The sequence below is a fragment of the Acidiphilium multivorum AIU301 genome (assembly GCF_000202835.1).
Lineage (GTDB): Bacteria > Pseudomonadota > Alphaproteobacteria > Acetobacterales > Acetobacteraceae > Acidiphilium > Acidiphilium multivorum.
In genome coordinates this window covers 2563352-2579926 of sequence record NC_015186.1, presented here as the reverse complement: position 1 = coordinate 2579926, position 16575 = coordinate 2563352, and the positions used below count along the sequence as shown (strand labels likewise).

Annotated in this window: 16 protein-coding genes; 8 read left to right on the top strand and 8 right to left on the bottom strand. The window is 71.4% G+C overall.

The genetic code is table 11. From position 1 onward, the window contains the following. The first annotated feature begins 1 nt into the window (after position 1). Positions 2-532 carry a type VI secretion system-associated protein TagF gene (gene tagF, locus ACMV_RS11625; RefSeq protein WP_013640542.1) on the top strand — a complete coding sequence of 177 codons (531 nt, stop codon included), beginning with the start codon at positions 2-4 and terminating at the stop codon, positions 530-532. After that, positions 529-1248, top strand: a complete 720-nt coding sequence (locus ACMV_RS11620; protein ID WP_013640541.1) for a PP2C family protein-serine/threonine phosphatase — start codon at positions 529-531, stop codon at positions 1246-1248. The genes tagF and ACMV_RS11620 overlap by 4 nt, the downstream gene beginning before the upstream one ends. 7 nt (positions 1249-1255) lie before the next feature. On the opposite strand, the gene ACMV_RS11615 is transcribed toward ACMV_RS11620, so the two are convergent. The 7 genes from ACMV_RS11615 to ACMV_RS11585 all read right to left on the bottom strand — a co-directional run bounded on the left by ACMV_RS11615 (position 1256) and on the right by ACMV_RS11585 (position 8329). Continuing rightward, positions 1256-1810, bottom strand: a complete 555-nt coding sequence (locus ACMV_RS11615) for a PqiC family protein (protein WP_007423405.1) — start codon at positions 1808-1810, stop codon at positions 1256-1258. Then, the gene (locus tag ACMV_RS11610; protein WP_013640540.1) at positions 1810-3435 is read right to left on the bottom strand and encodes a PqiB family protein; all 1626 of its coding nucleotides are present in this window, start codon (positions 3433-3435) and stop codon (positions 1810-1812) included. Before ACMV_RS11610 ends, ACMV_RS11615 begins: the two co-directional genes overlap by 1 nt. After that, on the bottom strand, positions 3428-4690 hold the full coding sequence (locus ACMV_RS11605; protein WP_013640539.1) for a paraquat-inducible protein A: 1263 nt from the start codon (positions 4688-4690) through the stop codon (positions 3428-3430). Before ACMV_RS11605 ends, ACMV_RS11610 begins: the two co-directional genes overlap by 8 nt. A 120-nt stretch (positions 4691-4810) precedes the next feature. Next, positions 4811-5428: a LysE family translocator gene (locus ACMV_RS11600; protein WP_012039801.1), complete on the bottom strand. Its 618-nt coding sequence runs from the start codon at positions 5426-5428 to the stop codon at positions 4811-4813. A gap of 134 nt (positions 5429-5562) precedes the next feature. Next, positions 5563-6135: a hypothetical protein gene (locus ACMV_RS11595; protein WP_013640538.1), complete on the bottom strand. Its 573-nt coding sequence runs from the start codon at positions 6133-6135 to the stop codon at positions 5563-5565. A gap of 71 nt (positions 6136-6206) precedes the next feature. Then, a complete protein-coding gene (locus ACMV_RS11590; RefSeq protein WP_007424700.1) occupies positions 6207-7058 on the bottom strand; it encodes a lysophospholipid acyltransferase family protein in 852 nt (283 codons plus the stop codon). Positions 7059-7204: 146 nt separating this feature from the next. Then, positions 7205-8329, bottom strand: a complete 1125-nt coding sequence (locus ACMV_RS11585) for an alpha/beta fold hydrolase (RefSeq protein ID WP_231844399.1) — start codon at positions 8327-8329, stop codon at positions 7205-7207. Between the two features lie 254 nt (positions 8330-8583). Between ACMV_RS11585 and ACMV_RS11580 the strand changes: the two genes are divergently transcribed. Continuing rightward, complete coding sequence (locus ACMV_RS11580; protein ID WP_013640536.1) at positions 8584-9357, top strand: ABC transporter substrate-binding protein; 774 nt, start codon at positions 8584-8586, stop codon at positions 9355-9357. Here ACMV_RS11580 and ACMV_RS11575 read toward each other — a convergent pair. Beyond that, positions 9346-10734: an IS4 family transposase gene (locus ACMV_RS11575; protein ID WP_013639304.1), complete on the bottom strand. Its 1389-nt coding sequence runs from the start codon at positions 10732-10734 to the stop codon at positions 9346-9348. The genes ACMV_RS11580 and ACMV_RS11575 overlap by 12 nt on opposite strands. On the opposite strand from ACMV_RS11575, the gene ACMV_RS11570 reads away from it, so the two are divergent. From ACMV_RS11570 to ACMV_RS11550, 5 genes are all read left to right on the top strand, one after another. Continuing rightward, positions 10733-11695 carry an ABC transporter substrate-binding protein gene (locus tag ACMV_RS11570; protein WP_231844398.1) on the top strand — a complete coding sequence of 321 codons (963 nt, stop codon included), beginning with the start codon at positions 10733-10735 and terminating at the stop codon, positions 11693-11695. The genes ACMV_RS11575 and ACMV_RS11570 overlap by 2 nt on opposite strands. A 3-nt stretch (positions 11696-11698) precedes the next feature. Then, entirely contained in the window at positions 11699-12664 is a 966-nt protein-coding gene (locus ACMV_RS11565; protein ID WP_013640534.1) for an ABC transporter permease, read from the top strand. Further along, the gene (locus ACMV_RS11560; RefSeq protein ID WP_013640533.1) at positions 12661-13512 is read left to right on the top strand and encodes an ABC transporter permease; all 852 of its coding nucleotides are present in this window, start codon (positions 12661-12663) and stop codon (positions 13510-13512) included. Before ACMV_RS11565 ends, ACMV_RS11560 begins: the two co-directional genes overlap by 4 nt. Then, positions 13509-15539 (top strand): ABC transporter ATP-binding protein, encoded by a 2031-nt coding sequence (locus ACMV_RS11555; protein WP_013640532.1) that lies wholly within the window; start codon positions 13509-13511, stop codon positions 15537-15539. Before ACMV_RS11560 ends, ACMV_RS11555 begins: the two co-directional genes overlap by 4 nt. A 72-nt stretch (positions 15540-15611) precedes the next feature. Beyond that, positions 15612-16574, top strand: a complete 963-nt coding sequence (locus ACMV_RS11550; RefSeq protein ID WP_007423581.1) for a LysR family transcriptional regulator — start codon at positions 15612-15614, stop codon at positions 16572-16574. The last annotated feature ends 1 nt before the right edge of the window (position 16575 follow it).

The following is a 16575-nucleotide window of genomic DNA, read 5'->3' as shown; positions in this document are numbered from 1 at the left end:
TGTGGCGCGGGTGAGCGGCTTTTACGGCAAGATTCCGGCGCGCGGCGACTTCGTCGGCGCCGGCCTGCCGCCGGCCGTGGTGGATGCGCTGGATGGCTGGATGCGGGCGTGCCTCGCGGCCAGCCGCACCGCGCTGGGCGAGGACTGGATGCCCTGCTGGATGGAGGCGCCGGTGTGGCGTTTTTCAGCGCCGGTGGCGGGCGTGGCGCTCGGCGGCGTGTGGCTGCCGAGCGTCGACCGCGTCGGGCGTGCCTTTCCACTGGTGCTCGCGACCGAAGCGGCGCTCGCCGGCACGGCCTGGCTCGATGCGGCCGAGGAGGTCGGCATCGCCGCCGTCACGACCGACCTGCCGCCGGATGCGCTCGCCGCCCGTCTGGCACATCTCCCGCCCGATTCGTGTGAACCGGCATTCGGCTGGTGGTCTGCCGGCGGCCCGCATCGCGGCCCGGGGCGGATCGAGATGGCCGCCCTGCCCGATCCCGCCGGTTTCGCGGCGTTCCTGCGCGATGAGGCCGGGGAGGCGGTACGATGATCCCGCGCGCCGTGACCTGGGCGGAGACCCATGTCGGCGCGGTGCGCAAGCACAACGAGGATGCCTATATCTGCCGCCCCGATCTCGGCCTCTGGGCGGTGGCCGACGGTGCCGGCGGACATCAGGCGGGTGAGGTGGCCTCGGGCATGATCGTCGCCGGGCTGGACCGTCTGGAACCGGGGCTGACCGCCGCCGAACTCCTGCCAGAGGTCCGCCGCGTGGTGAACGAGACGCATCACACGCTGCTGCACGAGGCGTCCCAGCGCGGCCCGCGCGCGGTCATCGCCTCCACCATCGCGATCCTGATCCTGCGCGATGACCATTTCGCCTGCCTCTGGGCGGGGGATTCGCGCGTCTATCTGCTGCGCGGCGGCGAGTTGACCCAGCTGACCCGCGACCATTCGCTGGTGCAGGCGCTGGTGGACGAGGGCCGGCTCACGCCCGAGGCCGCCGAGCACCATCCCCAGGCGAACGTGATTACCCGCGCCGTCGGCGCCGACGACGCGGATCTCGAACTCGACAAGGTGATCGGCCGGATCGAGCCGGGGGACCGGTTCCTGCTCTGCTCGGACGGGCTGAGCAAGACATTGCCCGAGGCGGAAATCGCCGCCCTGCTCGGTTCGCCGGACGGCGTGCCGCCGCCGGAACTGCTGATCGCGGCCACCCTCGCCCGCAAGGGCAACGACAACGTGACGGCCGTGGTCGTCGCGGTCTGACCGCCCCTCACCGTGAAAGCCGCGCCGCGATCCGGTCGGCGAGCCGGCCGAGCGCGACGCTCATGGCGTGCGCTTCCGCCGCCGCGCCTCCGCCGCAACGCTCGGCGATGCGCACCCGCCCAGCCGCCACGGCCTTGCCCGCCCGCACGCCGCGCCAGTCCGCGGCGAGCTCGACATGGCCCGGATGCGGCATGAACTCCGTCACCTCGACATGCACCAGCAGCGCCGCTCGCGGGACGGGATCGCCGGGCATGGCCACGCGCCGCTCGGGCAGGCGGCGCGCCAGGTCGCGTGCCAATATGGCCTGCGCCTGTCCCGCCAGCGGGGCGGTCCATCGCGCCCGCCGCGAGACGGCGCGCGTGTTCGGGCCGGTCGCGGTGGTCAGGTAGATCCGGTCGATCGTCGGCGGCATCAGCACGTGCGCCACCGCGATCGCCGCTCCACGGGTGTGGAATGTCGGCCCCGATGTCGGCGATAGCGCGAGATAGATGGTCCGCTGGCCGGCGCAGCCGGCAAGGCCGAGGGTCAGGGCCATCGCGAGTGTGGCGATCGTTCGGGTCATCAGCGTCCCTTGCCGAGGATCAGCGCATTGGGATGCGCGTTCAGTTCATCGACCAGTTCGCGCAGAGCCCGCGCGGCCCGGCCGAGTTCGTAGAGCGTATGCGGCATCGTCTGCGACTCCGGGGCGTTGGCCGCGCTGCCCTGGGCGCCGATCATGCCGCGCAGATCGCGCAGCGCTTCATCCGCCTCGTTCGCTGTCCGTCGCAGGTCGGCGAGAAGGTGCGGCGCCTGGCCGCGCGTCGTGCGGGTGATGGCCGCGACGTTCGCGGCGGTTTGCGCGAGCCGCTTCAGCGCGGCCCGCGTCCGCGGCGCCCGGCTGAGCGCGGCGAGACGCGCGCTGACGGCATGGAGGTTGGCCAGAATGCCGCCGGCTTCGGCCATGAGCCGGCCGATCGAGCCGCCGGCGACGGCTGGAACCGCGGGCGGCGCGCCCTTGCCGAGCGTGGCCGGCGCTGCCCCGCGCATGATGGCGAGGGCGAGTTCCTGCTGGCCGATCACCGGTGTCGCGCGGGCGAGGTGGGCGCGCAGCCCCCGGTGGATCAGGCGCGCGAGCATCGCGTTCATCTGCGGGCGCGGATGCCGCAGGTTCCACGTCGCACCGGCAAGGCCGATCCGCGACGGATCGAGCGCGAAGCGGACCGTGCTCCGTATCGCGCCCGCGCGCGGCGCGTAGGCCATGGCCACGCCGGTCACCGCGCCGACCGTGGCGCCCTCCAGCGTTACCGGCGCGCCGACCGCGAGGCCCCGTGGCCCGCCTGGCAGCACCGTTCTGTAGGCGACGGCATGCGGGCCCGGCGCGTCGCGCGCCGCGGCGGCGCTGTGGTAGAGGCGGAAACGGGCGCCGTCGATGGCCTGGCGGCCGCCGGGCGGCGTCGTCACTCCCAGCGCGCCGGAGACGAGCGCGGGTACCGACTGCATCGCGAGGCGGGGGCCGCCGCCGGAAGCCGTCACCCGTACGCCGCCGGCGTTCCAGAAGCGGCTGCGCGTGGTGATCAGGCGCTGGTAGCGCCGGCTGATGAAGGCGCCGATGGCAAAGCCGCCGCCGTTCGGGCCGAGCGCGATCTTCCGCACGGTTCCGATCCGCAACCCCTTGTAGAAGATGCCCGCGCCGGTCGAGATGTTGCCCTTCTTCGCCGCCGTGAGCATGACCGTCAGTCCGGCCTTCGCGGGATTGACGGCTGGCGCATGGGCGAGGCCGGCGGCATGATGCCGGATCGGCCCGTTCCGTGGCGCCACCGCGATATGCGGACCCGCGATCACCGATTTCAGCGAGGCAAGGTTGCCGAAACTGACGTGCCGCCCGGCGATCCAGTATCTGGTGCCGCGCCCCAGATGTCCGTCCATGTCGGGGTCGAAGCGCAGGCGCACCTTCATGGCGGCGAGCGAGGCATCGAGATGCACGCTGACCACGTGGCCCACCGTCGCGCCGCGATAGGTCACGTCGGTGCCGCCGGGCCTGATGCCGCCGGTGATCGGGAACGTGACGACGACTTCCGGGCCGCGCGTCGCCAGTGCCGCGACGCCGAGCCAGGCGACGATGAGCGCCGCGGCCACCGGAACCGCCCAGATCAACCCCGGCCAGCGCGTGCCACGGAAGCGGGCCTCCGGCGCGTCCGGATCAGCCATGGGCCGGCTCCCGTGCGGCGATCCAGATGCGGCGGGGATCGAGCGCCCGCGCGGCCAGCATGGTCAGCACGACGACGGCGAGAAAGGCCGGCAGCCCATCGGCGACATCGATGCTCAGCAGGCCGGAGAGGTGCAGCAGCGGCAGGAACACGGCGACGGTGAAGACATCGATATGCGACCATCGGCCGATCTCGACGATGAGGCGGCAGACATGCCCCTTGAGCCGCAGCCGCCGGGTGGAATGGCGGTGCGAGGACAGGATGATCCAGGCGATGCCGAACAGCTTGATCAGGGGAATTGCGACGCTGGCGGTGAAGATGATGAGGCCGAGCGGCCACAGCCCGGCCTGGAACAGCTTCATCACGCCGGAGAGGATCGAGTGCGCATGCGCGGTGCCGGCGCGCATGTCGATTTCCATCGGGTAGAGATAGGCGATCGGGTAGAAGATGAAGCCGGCCAGGGTGAGGGCGAGGGCCCGCGCCGTGGCGTGGGGGCGCTGGCGCCAGAGCGTCGCGCGGCAGCGCGGGCAGCGCGTGCCCGCATCGGCGGCGGCGGCGACGTGGCCGCAGGCCGCGCAGGCGATGGCGTCGTGCCCGGCATGGCTGGATTCCGGCCCGATGGACCGCCAGATCGCCCGGCGCTCGAGCGTTGCCCGGGTGATCATCGTCATGAAGGCGGCGGCGATCACGCAGGCGCCGCCGGCGCCGATCCGCACCGGCAGGAACGGTGCGACGCGCGAATAGCCGATGATGCAGCCGATCAGGAAGACGTCGATGGTCGCCCACTCGTCGAGCCGCTCGGCGATGCGGAAGGCGGGGCCGAGCCATGCCGCCCGGCGTCCGGCGCGCAGCATCGCCAGGACCGCCGCGAGCAGGCCGAAGCGCGCCAGCGGCAGCGCGATCAGTTCGGCGGCCAGGACGATGCCGGCCAGCGGCCAGCCCTGATGCCAGAGCCCGGCGATGCCGGCGGTGATCGTGCTGCGGTTGGCGGCGCCGAGCAGCGAGACGCGCATCAGCGGCAGCAGAATGGCCGGCGGCAGCAGGACCAGCGTGGCCACGGCGCAGGCGAGGGCGGCATCGAGCCCGCGGCCCGACATGCGTTCGAGCGGCGCATCGCACCGGCGGCAATGGATGACGCCGGGCCCTGAACGCGCCGGCAGGCGCTGCACGAGACCGCACCAGGCGCAACCGATGACCCCATGGGGCGGGTCGCGCACGGCGTCCGGCGTGCCGAACAGGAAGGACGCCAGGCTCATGCGCGCCACCGATGGTGGAGGCGGCGGGCATTCATCTGGCGTGACATAAGAAGGCGGCGGCGGCGGCGCAGCCGGAACGGCCGCGAATCGGCCGATCTCACGCGACAGTGATCGACGGACTCAGGGGCGGCGGGCGATCGCGAGGCCGAGGGCGGCGCCGCAGAGCAGGCCGCCGCCGATCCGGTTCGGCAGCCGCCCGACGCCGGCGAGGCGCCGGCCCAGCGCGCCGCCGAGCAGCACCCAGAGACTGTCGATCGCGAGGGCGAGGCCGAGAAAACTGCCGGCGAGCACGGCGACCTGGGACGAGGCGGGGCGCGCCGGGTCGATGAACTGGGGAAACAGCGCGCCGTAGAAGAACAGCGTCTTCGGGTTGGTGAGCGAGACGACGAAGCCGCGCACCCAGATGGCGCGCCGCCCGGGCGGGCTGGCCGGTGGCGCCGCCGCATCCACCGGCGGGCGCCGCCAGGTGGCGATGCCGATCCAGAGCAGGTACGCGACCCCGGACCAGCGCAGGACGCCGAACCAGGCGCCCAGATGGGCGAGCAGGGCGGTCAGCCCGAAGGCCGTGACCGCGAGCTGCACCGCCATGGCCGACGCCGTGCCCGCCAGCGTGGTGAAGCCGGCGGACCGCCCGTGCGAGATGCTGTTGCCGACGAGCAGCATCACGTTCGGCCCCGGCAGGAGCATCAGCAGCGTCACGGCGGCGATGAAGCCGAGGAACAGGTCGGGCGGCGGCATGGCGGGCATCCTGACGGAAACCGCGCGCCGCGTCATCCCTGAACGCGAGGATGACGGCGAAGCCGCGGGATGGGCGCGCGCGGGCGCATCCGGCGGCGTTCGCCGTCGGGGGTGAAAGGCGTCCGGTTGTCGGGTCAGGCGGGAGCGGGCGGCGCGCGCGGGCGGCGCGGCGGGCGCGGATGCGGGCCGGTCCGGGCCGGGCGGTGCGGCCGGGTCGGCGGGTCGGCGGCGGCCGGGGTGCCGGGTGCGCGGGGGCGGCGCGGGCAAGATTGCGGTGCGGGGAGCAAAATCCCGAGGGTGCGGCAGAGCGGGCGGAGGATGCGGCCGAGCCGGGGTTCGGCGGCGATGAGGGCGCGGGTTTCGGGTTCGGCGAGGAAGGCGCGGAGTTGCGAGGCGGCGGCGGTGGCTTCGGGCACCGGGGCGAGCAGCCAGCCCCGGCGGCGCGGCAGGTCCGGCGCGCTGCGGGCGCGGGCCGGGCGCGCGGGGGGTTTGCGCGGGCGCGGCGGCGGGGCGCCGGCGGCGAGGCGGGCGAAGCGGGCGATGGCGCGTTGCAGGCGGGACCAGAGCAGGACGGTCATGGCGTGCGGATCGGCGAAGGCCGAGCCGGGCCGCGACGTTTCGCCCACGAACGCCCCGTTAGCGCCGCGCCTCGCGACTGCGGCGCAGAGGGCGTGGAGGATGGCGGCGAAGCGGGCGGCCAGGTTCATGCGGAGCAAAAGACCATGGAGGGGCGGGGGTGGGCAATCGCTTTTTCGCCGCCGCGGTGGCGTGAGAAAATCTAACGGAGTCGCCGCGCCTGTTCCGGGGCGAGGGCGAGGACGTGAAGCTGGAGCAGGGCGGTGAGCGCGTGGCGGTCGGTGATGGCGGCGAGGCGCTCGTAGGGGATCACCTCGCCGATCCGCACCTTGAGCGGAAGGCCGATGCGGCGCACCGCCTCGGGCACGATCAGCGAGAGGCGGAGGAACATGCTCACCCGGCTCGCCGCGTGGAACAGCGGGCTGTTCTGGCCGGGGAAATGGACCGGCAGCACATCCGCCCGGGCGAGATGGATCAGCTTCGCGGTGAACAGTTTCCAGGGCAGGTCCTCGGCGCGGCCGAACGGGTTGCGCGCCGTCGCGATGCCGCCGCTCGGGAAGACCGCCACCGTCTCGCCGCGATCGAGGCAGGCGAGCGCCTCCTTGCGGCTTTCGAGATTCCGGCGCAGCGCCTCCTTCGTTTCGGAAAAGTCGATCGGCAATGCGTAGCGCGCCATCTCGGGGACGCGCAGCAGGTCGTTGTTGATGAGGATGCGGACCGGACGGTCGAGCTGCTCGGCGAGGGCGAGGATGGCGATGCCGTCGGCGATGCCGAACGGGTGGTTCGCGATCATGACCAGGCGGCGGCCGGGCGGGTGCTCGACCGGCCAGCGCGGCGCCTGCACGTTCAGCGCGATGTCGAGAAGTTCGAGCAGGCGGTTCATCGGCCGCGCTTCCGCTCCGGCCAGCAGCGACTGCCAGGCGGCATAGCAGCGATTGGCGCGCGAGATGCCGCACATCGCCTCCAGCGACAGCAGGAACAGGCGGCGGGCGAGCGACATCTCCGCCGACGCGTAGCTCAGCGCGCTGCGGGGCAGGAACCTCGGCGAAGCCATGAGCGTGTTTCGTGCTGCCTTGACTGGAGATATGTGACGACTGGAGATATGTGACGGTTCGATGACGCGCTGTCGTGTTTTCTGACAGCATAAGTCTTTCGGGCCCGCATCGCAACGATGATCGGCGGCGCAAGCGGGCCGGCGCGTCAGTGCTCGGCGAGGAAGATCATCGCGTCGGTCGCGGCGGCGGAGGGGAGCGGGCGGCGCTTGTGGCGGAGGAAGGACAGGATGTCGCCGATCGGGGTGCGGCGTTCATGGTCGAGCAGCATCAGGTGATCGTCGGCGGGATACCAGGCGAGGGTTGCGCGGGCGCCGCGCGGAATGGCGCGCCAGCAGGCGGCGGTGGCGTGCGGCGGGATGACATCGTCATGCCCGCCATACATCAGCAGGACGCGGGGCGCGGCGAGGCGGGCGCAGTCGCGCTGGGCCGCGCCCATCATCCGCACCATGCCGGCGAGCATGCCGAGCGGGGCGGCGTGGAGGGTCAGCGGGTCGGCGGCGAGCGCGCGGAGGGCGGCGAGATTGTCGCTGAGGCGCAGGTGCAGGCTCCGGCCGGTCAGGCGCAGGCGGGGGGCGAGCGTGCCGGCGGCGGCCACCACCCAGTGCAGCGGCAGCGGAAACGTCGCGGCACCCCAGACGGCGGGGGCGATCGCGACATAGGATGAAATGGCGGGATCGCCGGCGGCGGCGACGATGATCGCGATGGCGCCGCCCATGCTCTCGCCCATCAGCGTCAGGGGAATGAAGGGGTCGCGGCGGTGGAGGATGGCGGCCATCTGCCGCGCGTCGGAGACCAGGGCGGCGGTGCCGGGCCAGCGCCCGCGCCCGGGCGCGGCGCCGAAGCCGCGCTGGTCGGGGGCGTAGACCGCGATGCCATCCGCGGCGAGCACGGGGCCGAGCGTGGACCAGGCGTTGCGGCTGTCCTCGAAGCCGTGCAGGGCGAGGACGACGGCGCGCGGCCGGCCGGGCGGCAGCCAGTCGCGATAGGGCAGGCCGATGGTCTCCCGCGGCGCGGGCGAGGCGGCGATGCGGAAATATCCGTCGGTGACGATCCGGGCGCGGGCGGTGGCGGATGGCGTGGGCGCGCGCGCCGCGCAGGCGGCGAGGCCGGCGGAAAGGGCGAGGGCGGCGATCAGGCGCAGGCAGGCGGCGGTGCGGCGGATCATGGCGGGGACGATCCTCGTCGGCAGGGCGGCGGGCGCGGGCATGACCGGCCGGCGCGGGCCGCGGCGAGGGACGGTGGGCGGGGTGCGGCGGGGCGTCAAGCTCATCGGTGTTTTCGCGGGATGATTTTCTGAAACGAAACTGTAATGGAATAAACGGTGGGCAGTCACGGCGGAACCGGCGATAGTGCGGACGGTCGGGGAGAGCCGACCCTATGACAAAAAATCAATTGAACTTGACTATATTTCACGCCAGACTGCCCGATGACAGGGAGATTTGAAAAAAACAACGGCGCGGGCAGGGTTTTTCGCGCCTCGCGCGGCGGCGCGCCGCGCGGGATAACGGAACGGAGAACGGGGACATGAAGTTCAGACTGCCGAACCAGCAGGCGCGTTCAGGGCTCGACGAGCTGCAAAATCACGTGATCGACGAGTTCCTGGCCGGGCGGATCGACCGCCGGGGGCTGCTGCGGCATGGCAGCGCCTACGGGATTTCCGCCGCCCTGCTCGGCGGCATGATCGGCGAGGCGCCGGGGCGGGCGCTGGCCGCGGGCGGGGAGGGTGCGACCATCCGCGTCTCCATCACCGCGCCGTCGACCGCGATCAACCCCGTCGTCGCCGGGGATACCGGCAGCCTGTGCATGTTGCAGCAGGCGGGCGAATTCCTGCTGTTCGACAATCCGAAGACGCTGCGGCTGGAGCCGATGCTGGCGACGTCGTGGAAGTCGAGCCGGGATGGCAGGGTGTGGACGTTCACGCTGCGCAAGGGGGTGAAATTCCACAGCGGCGGCACGATGACGGCGGATGACGTGGTCTATTCGCTCGCCCGCCTCGCCGACCCGAAGAACGGCTCCAACGCGCTTTCCACCTTCAAGGGCGTGCTGAAGCCGGAGGGGGTGGTGAAGGTCGACGATCATACCGTCGCGTTCCATCTCGAAGCGCCGAACGGGAATTTCGCCTATCTCGTCTCCTCGGACAATTACAACGCGATCATCCTGCCGAAGGGATCGGTCGCCGCGGATTACGAGAAGACCTTCGATGGCACCGGGCCGTTCCGGCTCGACGCCTACACGCCGGGGCGCGGCGCGAGCTTCGTGCGCAACCCCGCCTGGTGGCTACGGGATTCACGGATTTGACTGAGCTGCGATGAAGAAGCCTGTGGCCATAGAAGCGAAGCGTGCCCACCCTGCGCGCATGGTCTTTGGTCCTGGCGGCTTGTAGTAGCAATTCCAGCCGCCGAGGCGGGCGATGATCCAGGCGAGCCATGCGAGGGATCGGGGTGGATGGGGGTTTTTCTGTCGCGGCGTCTTGCCTTCGAGAGTGGGGGCAATGGCATCGGCGGCCGGGAGTAATCCGGGATCGATGACATCGGTTGCCGGCCGGTTGCTGCCGTCGCGGGCATCGACGAGTTGTACGGTGCGGGTCGCAGCGGCGAGGCCGATCAGGGCCAGCTTGAACAGCCGTCCGGCATCTTGCATCTGGGTTTCTTCAAGCCTGAGACCGTCACTTTTCAAAGACCGGAACACTTCCTCGATTCTCCATCTCAGCCGGTAGAGGCGTACGATTTCGGCGGCACCGTCTGCGTCGATGGTCTCGATCGTGGTCAGCAGGCGCCACAAGAGCGGGACGCTTTCGCCATTCCCGTCAACCTCGCGCGCCTCGACCATGGTCAGGGACAGATGCTCTGGCCCTTCCGTGTCGCTGGCATGGCGCGGCCTGCGGATCGTCACTGTTCCAGCCCGCAGCGCCACGGTTGCGATCCGTGCGGCGACGCCGGTGCGCGAGGGGGCGACACGAACCGAGGTCCGGGTCAGTTCGGGCCAGGCTGCCGGGGCGGTGAACAGGCGGCGACCGTCATCCAGAACACGATCCTGGGCGGCACGGACGATCAGGTCGACCGATGCCGGACGCCTGGCAAAGCCCGCATAGATGTCACTCTCGCGGTCGGCCACGACCACGACCGAGGCGGCACCGCTCAGACGCCCGGCGGCGCGCGCAGCACCGTCCAGCCACCGCATGCTCTCCTTGTCTTCCAGCGCCCGCTCGCGTGCAGGGGTCGCATCGAACTCATCCGAACGGGTCCAGATCTTCGCGTCCACCAGGCCGAGCACCGCCTCCGTCTCACTGTCGATGGCGATCACCGGATGCAGGAAAAATCCCGCCGATACCCCATCACCGGCCGGTCCAAGCCCACGGCGACGCGCCTCACGGCCGGAAAAATTGATCTCCGTCGTGTCCTGCGCGGCCACAATCCGACGCCCCCGGCAGGCAGCGGCCGTGCGATCCGCCAGCGTCTCCACCATCTCCGCACACGTGACCGACGGGGCTGACAGGAAGCGATGGATCGCAATCTCCCGCGCTCGTGTGCCACCAAGCTTGCGGATGACCAGAGACCCGGTCTCCACCACCCGTTCAACCAGCGTGCTGCCCATCGCCGCACGTCGCGCATCTCCGAAGTAACCCAAATCTCCAGCACGTAACGCCACCATCTTCTCCATCAGCCTCAAAATCATGGAGAATCAGGCGCAAGCTACCTGCGCAAGTAAAATCCGTGAATGCCGTAGCGCCTGGTGGGGCGGCAAGGTGATGCCGGCGCGGACCGAGTTCGGCTTCTACAGCAACCAGCAATCGCAGGTGCTGGCGCTGCAGGGCGGGCAGGTCGACGTGATCCAGCAGATCGTGGTGCAGGGCGCGCAGGGGCTGCTGCACGACCCTTCGGTGAAGATCCTCAACATCCGCTCCTCGAACCATCGCGAGGTGCACATGCGCTGCGACAAGCCGCCCTTCACCGACAAGCGGGTGCGCCAGGCGGTGGCGCTGACGCTGAACCGGCCGGGCATCGTGCACGCGCTGTTCGGCGGGCTTTCCGACCTCGGCAATGACAGCCCGTTCGCGCCGATCTATCCCTCGACCAACACGAGCGTGCCGCAGCGGCACCGGCAGATCGCGCGGGCGAAGCACCTGATGGCGGAGGCCGGGCTCGCACATGGCGCCGAGGTGACGCTGACCACCGAGCAGGTGCAGGAAATCCCCGACTATGCCGTGCTGATCCAGAACGCCGCGGCGGAGATCGGGCTGAAGATCAACCTCAAGATCGAGACCAGCGCCGCCTATTACGGAAAGGCAACGTTCGGCAATTCGGACTGGCTCGATTCCACCATGGGAATCACCGATTACGGCCATCGTGGCGTGCCCAACGTGTTTCTCACCGCGCCGCTGGAATCGGGCGGTTCGTGGAACGCCGCGCATTTCAACAACAAGACCTACGACAAGCTGGTGGCCGATTACATCGCCACCGTCGACCTCACGCGCCAGCGCGAATATTCCGGGCGGATCGAGCGGCTGCTGCTCGACGAGACGCCGATCATCTTCGCGTATTTCTACAACTACCTCGCGGCCACGAAAAAGACCGTCAGCGGGGTGGTGGTGACCGGGATGTCGCAGGTGTTCCTGCAGCACGCCACGGTGGCGTAGGGCATGGCGCGGCGGCTGCTCGGCCTGCTCGCGGGGCGGCTGATGCTCGGCCTCGTGACGCTGCTGCTGCTGAGCATGGTCGTCTTCGCCGGGGCGCAGCTGCTGCCCGGCAATGTCGGCCGGGCGATCCTCGGGCCGCTGGCGAGCCCCGTCGCGGTCGCCGCCCTCGACCGCCAGCTCGGCACCAACCTGCCGGTGCCGGTGCAGTACTGGCACTGGATCAGCCGGTTCGCCGCCGGGAACATGGGCGAGTCCTACGCGTTCCGCCGGCCGGTGGCGAGCTTCGTGGTGCCGGCGCTGCTCAACTCGCTGAAGCTCGCGGCCATCGCCTTCGTCATCGTCGTGCCGCTGTCGATCGGCGCCGGGGTGTATGCGGCGATCCACGCGCGCTCGCGGATCGACCGGGCGATCAGCCTCACCGGCCTGTCGATGACGGTGATTCCGGAATTCGTCTCCTCGATCGTGCTGATCCTGATCCTCGGCATCTGGCTGCGGGCGCTGCCGGTGACCGCGACGGCGCCGCGCCATGCCGGGGCGCTGGGGCAGATCCATCACCTGATCCTGCCGGCGCTGCCGCTGGTGTTCGTGCTGTTCGGCTATATCGCGCGGATGGCCAGGGCGGGGACGATCGAGGCGCTGGAGTCGGATTACGCGCGCACGGCGACGCTGAAGGGCCTGCCAAGGCGGACCGTGATCGTGCGGCACGTGCTGCGCAACGCGCTGCCGCCGACGATCACCGTGGTGGCCACCCAGGTCGGCTATCTCGTCGGCGGGCTGGTGATCGTGGAGACGCTGTTCCGCTACCAGGGCATCGGCAGCCTGATCCTGACCGCCGCGCGGAACAAGGATTTCCCGATGCTGGAGGCGGGGATTCTCGTCATCGGCGCGGTGTATGTGCTGGTCACCGTCGCCGCCGACATGCTGCTGATCATGCTCAATCCGCGGCTGCATCGCGGGGCGGCGAAATGAGCGGCGCCGAGGCGGCGATGCCGGAAGCGGCCGCCGGGCGGGCGCGGCTGATCCTCGGCTCGGGCAGCGCGCGGGCGGGCATCGGCATCGTGCTGTTCTGGACCATCTGCGCGCTGTTCGGCCCGTGGATCGTGCCCTGGAACCCCTATCACGACAGCCTGATGCACACGCTGGCGCCGCCGAGCCTCGCGCATCCGTTCGGCACCGACCAGCTCGGCCGCGACATCTTCTCGCGCGTCATCGTCGGCTCGCGCTCGATCCTTTCGGTGGCACCGCTGGCCACGCTGCTCGGCACCGTGCTCGGCACCTCGATCGGGCTGGTCACCGGCTATTTCGGCGGGCTGATCGACACCGTGCTGAGCCGGCTGATCGAGGTGCTGCTGGCGCTGCCGCTGATCATCGTCGCCCTGCTGGCGCTCGTCGCGCTCGGCCCGTCGACGCCGACGGTGGTGATCGTCATCGGGCTGATCTTCGCGCCGCTGATCTCGCGCACGGTGCGCGCCGCGGTGATCGCGGAGCGCGAGCTGGACTACGTCGCCGCCGCGGAGCTGCGCGGGGAGGGGGCGGCGCACATCATGTTCGTCGAGATCCTGCCCAACGTGCTGCCGCCGATCCTGGTGGAGGCCACGGTGCGGCTCGGCTACGCGATCTTCACCGTCGCCTCGCTCAGCTTTCTCGGCTTCGGCATCCAGCCGCCCTCGGCCGACTGGGGGCTGGCGATCTCGCAGAACTACGCCATGATCACCGGCGGCTACTGGTGGACCGTGGTGTTCGACGCCATCGCCATCGCCTCGCTCGTGGTCGGCGTGAACCTCGTCGCCGACGGCGTGCAGGCGGCGCTGGAATGAGCGCGGTGCTGGCCGGCACGGAGCGGGACGGCGCCACCGCGGCGACCCCGGCCCTGGCGGTGGAGGGGCTCGAGGTCGCCTATCGCACGCGGGGGCAGGAACTCGCGGTGCTGCGCGGCGTGTCGTTCTCGATCGCGCCGGGGGAGTCGTTCGGCCTGGTCGGCGAATCGGGGTGCGGCAAGTCGACCGCGGCGCTGGCCGCCCTCGGCGCGCTGCCGCGCAACGGGCGGGTGCGGGCGGGCAGCATCCGCATCGGCGGCGAGGATCTCGCCCGCCTCGACGCCGGAGCGCTGCGGCGGCTCAGGGCGCGCCGGGTCTCGATGGTGTATCAGGACGCGAGCCGCGCGCTGAACCCGGCGCTGACCATCGGGGTGCAGCTGCGCGAGGCGTTCGAGCTGCTCGGCATCGCCGGGGCGGCGGCCGGGGCGCGCTCGCGCGAGGCGCTCGACCAGGTGCGGATCGCAGCGCCGGGGCGGGTGCTTGCCGCCTATCCGCACGAGCTCTCGGGCGGGATGCTGCAGCGGGTGGTGATCGCCATGGCGCTGGCGAAGGACCCGGCGCTGCTGGTGCTCGACGAGCCGACCACGGCGCTCGACGCCACGGTCGAGGCCGAGGTGCTCGACCTGATCGCCACGCTGCGGGCGGTGCACGGCACCTCGGTGCTGTTCATCAGCCACAATCTCGGCGTGATCGAGCAGATGTGCGACCGGATCGGCGTGCTCTATGCCGGCAGCCTGGTGGAGCAGGGCGGTGCCGCGCGGCTGCTGGAGCGGCCGCTGCATCCCTACACGATCCGGCTGCTGCGCTGCCTGCCGGCGCCGGGGCGGAACAAGGTGACGTCGCGGCTCGACACGATTCCCGGCTTCCTGCCGCCGCCGGGGGCGATGGTTCCCGGCTGCGTGTTCGCGCCGCGCTGCGACCTGGCCGATCAGACCTGCCGGACCCGCCCGCCGCCGCCGCACCGCGAGGGGGAGCAGACGACGCGCTGCCATCACTGGCAACGCGCGGGCACGCTGGCGGACGCGCCCGCCGCCGCACTGGCGCCGCCGGAGGCCGCCCCGGCGGAGACCGTGCTGCGGGCGGAGAATCTTTCCAAGACCTTCGCGATCGGCGGGCGGGCGCTGCGCGCGCTCGGCGAGGTGTCGCTCACGCTCGGGCGGGGGGAGACGCTCGGCATCGTCGGCGAGAGCGGCAGCGGCAAGACGACGCTGGCGCGGCTGCTGCTCGGCCTCGTCCGCCCGGATGCGGCGAGCCGGGTGGAGCTTGCCGGGGAACTCGCCGCGCCGGAGGCGGCGGGGCGGAGCGATGCCCAGCGCAAGGCGTTGCAGATCGTCTTCCAGAACCCGGATTCGGCGCTGAACCGCGCGCACAGCGTGCGCCACCTGATCGGCCGGGCGCTGCGGCGGCTGGCGGGGCTGGCGCCGGGGCAGGCCGAGGCGCGACTCGCCGAGCTGGTGGCGGCGGTGCGGCTGACCGAGCGGCATCTCGCGATGCGGCCGCGCCAGCTTTCGGGCGGGCTGAAGCAGCGCGTCGCCATCGCCCGCGCCTTTGCCGGCGAGCCGCGCGTGATCATCTGCGACGAGCCGACCTCGGCCCTCGACGTCTCGGTGCAGGCGGCGATCCTCAACCTGCTCGCCGACCTGCAGCGCGAGCGGCAGGTGAGCTACATCTTCATCTCGCACGATCTCGGCGTGGTCCGTTACATCTCCGACCGGATCGCGGTGCTCTATCTCGGGCGGATCATGGAACTCGGCCCGGCGGAGGCGGTGTTTTCCGGCCCGCACCACCCCTATACCGAGGCGCTGCTCTCGGCGGTGGCGACCCCGGGCGGGCGCAGCGGGCGGATCCGGCTCGCGGGCGAGATCCCGAGCCCGCTCAACCCGCCGCAGGGCTGCGCGTTCCACACCCGCTGCCCGCGCAAGCTCGGCGCGGTGTGCGAGACGACGGAGCCGGCGCTGGAGACGATCGGCGATCACGCGATCCGCTGCCACATCCCGCGCGACGCGCTGGGGCGGCGCGGGGCGTAGCGGCCGGCGGGCGTGGCACCCCTTGCGCGCGATTCGTTAGAGAGGCAACCTGACGATCCGCATGGTCGTGGCATGACAGACAAATCGCCGATCAACCGACGCTGGCTGCCGCTCAACGCCCTGCGCGCCTTCGAGGCGGTCGGCCGGCATTCCAGCTTCACCGCCGGCGGCCATGCGCTCAACGTCTCGCAATCGGCACTCAGCCGGCACGTGCAGACGCTGGAGGCGCTGCTCGGCTGCCCGCTGCTGATCCGCCATCCGCACGGGCTGGAGACCACCGAGGCCGGGCGGCGGCTGCTGCCGGCGATCAGCCGCGGCTTCGACGGCATCGAGCGCGAGATGAACGAGATCATCCGCAACCGCGGCCGCGACCGCCACCTGCGCACGCTGCGCGTGCACATGCCGCCGAGCTTCCTCCAGCAGGTGGGGCTGCCGGCGCTGAAATCGTTCCGCCGGGAATATCCCGACATCATCATCGACGTCGCCTCCTCCTACGTGACCGGCTGGCCGCGGGAGGAGCCGGACATCGCCGTGGTGTACGACCGGCCGCAGGCGGGGCAGTCGGTCACCGACCTGCTGTGGATGATCCATGTCGCCCCGGCCTGCGCGCCGGAGATCGCCCGCGAGCACGAGGGCAAGACGCTGGAGCGGTTCCTGCGCGACACCGAGCTGCTGCACGTGAAGCTCCAGGGCCAGGCGCGGGGGCTGATGTGGGCGAGCTACATCCGCCAGCGCGGGCTGGAGGTGGACACCGATCGCGGCCTCGCCTTCGAGACCGCGAGCGCGGCCACCGGCTATGCGATGACGGGCGGCGGGGTGGCGCTGATCGACCTCGTGCTGTTCGCGCAGGAGATCGCCGCGGGGCGGCTCGTGGTGCCGTATCCGGAGCCGGCGGAGGAGGGCTACGGCTATTTCCTGACGATGCGGCCGGAGGACATGGCGGACCCGATCCTCGCGCTGTTCCGCACCTGGATGATCGAGCATTGCGCGCGGCCGGAGCCGCCGCCGCTGCTGCGGGCGGCGGCCGCGCCGTAGG

Bases quoted from the DNA above. Each gene is read 5' to 3' on its own strand.
- ACMV_RS11570 (WP_231844398.1), top strand. From the start codon at position 10,733: ATGGAGAATCAGGCGCAAGCTACCTGCGCAAGTAAAATCCGTGAATGC.
- ACMV_RS11550 (WP_007423581.1), top strand. From the start codon at position 15,612: ATGACAGACAAATCGCCGATCAACCGACGCTGGCTGCCGCTCAACGCC.
- ACMV_RS11615 (WP_007423405.1), bottom strand. From the start codon at position 1,810: ATGACCCGAACGATCGCCACACTCGCGATGGCCCTGACCCTCGGCCTT.
- ACMV_RS11610 (WP_013640540.1), bottom strand. From the start codon at position 3,435: ATGGCTGATCCGGACGCGCCGGAGGCCCGCTTCCGTGGCACGCGCTGG.
- ACMV_RS11600 (WP_012039801.1), bottom strand. From the start codon at position 5,428: ATGCCGCCGCCCGACCTGTTCCTCGGCTTCATCGCCGCCGTGACGCTG.
- ACMV_RS11590 (WP_007424700.1), bottom strand. From the start codon at position 7,058: ATGGCTTCGCCGAGGTTCCTGCCCCGCAGCGCGCTGAGCTACGCGTCG.
- ACMV_RS11575 (WP_013639304.1), bottom strand. From the start codon at position 10,734: ATGATTTTGAGGCTGATGGAGAAGATGGTGGCGTTACGTGCTGGAGAT.
- ACMV_RS11605 (WP_013640539.1), bottom strand. From the start codon at position 4,690: ATGAGCCTGGCGTCCTTCCTGTTCGGCACGCCGGACGCCGTGCGCGAC.
- ACMV_RS11565 (WP_013640534.1), top strand. From the start codon at position 11,699: ATGGCGCGGCGGCTGCTCGGCCTGCTCGCGGGGCGGCTGATGCTCGGC.
- ACMV_RS11595 (WP_013640538.1), bottom strand. From the start codon at position 6,135: ATGAACCTGGCCGCCCGCTTCGCCGCCATCCTCCACGCCCTCTGCGCC.
- ACMV_RS11560 (WP_013640533.1), top strand. From the start codon at position 12,661: ATGAGCGGCGCCGAGGCGGCGATGCCGGAAGCGGCCGCCGGGCGGGCG.
- ACMV_RS11620 (WP_013640541.1), top strand. From the start codon at position 529: ATGATCCCGCGCGCCGTGACCTGGGCGGAGACCCATGTCGGCGCGGTG.
- ACMV_RS11555 (WP_013640532.1), top strand. From the start codon at position 13,509: ATGAGCGCGGTGCTGGCCGGCACGGAGCGGGACGGCGCCACCGCGGCG.
- ACMV_RS11585 (WP_231844399.1), bottom strand. From the start codon at position 8,329: ATGAGCTTGACGCCCCGCCGCACCCCGCCCACCGTCCCTCGCCGCGGC.
- ACMV_RS11580 (WP_013640536.1), top strand. From the start codon at position 8,584: ATGAAGTTCAGACTGCCGAACCAGCAGGCGCGTTCAGGGCTCGACGAG.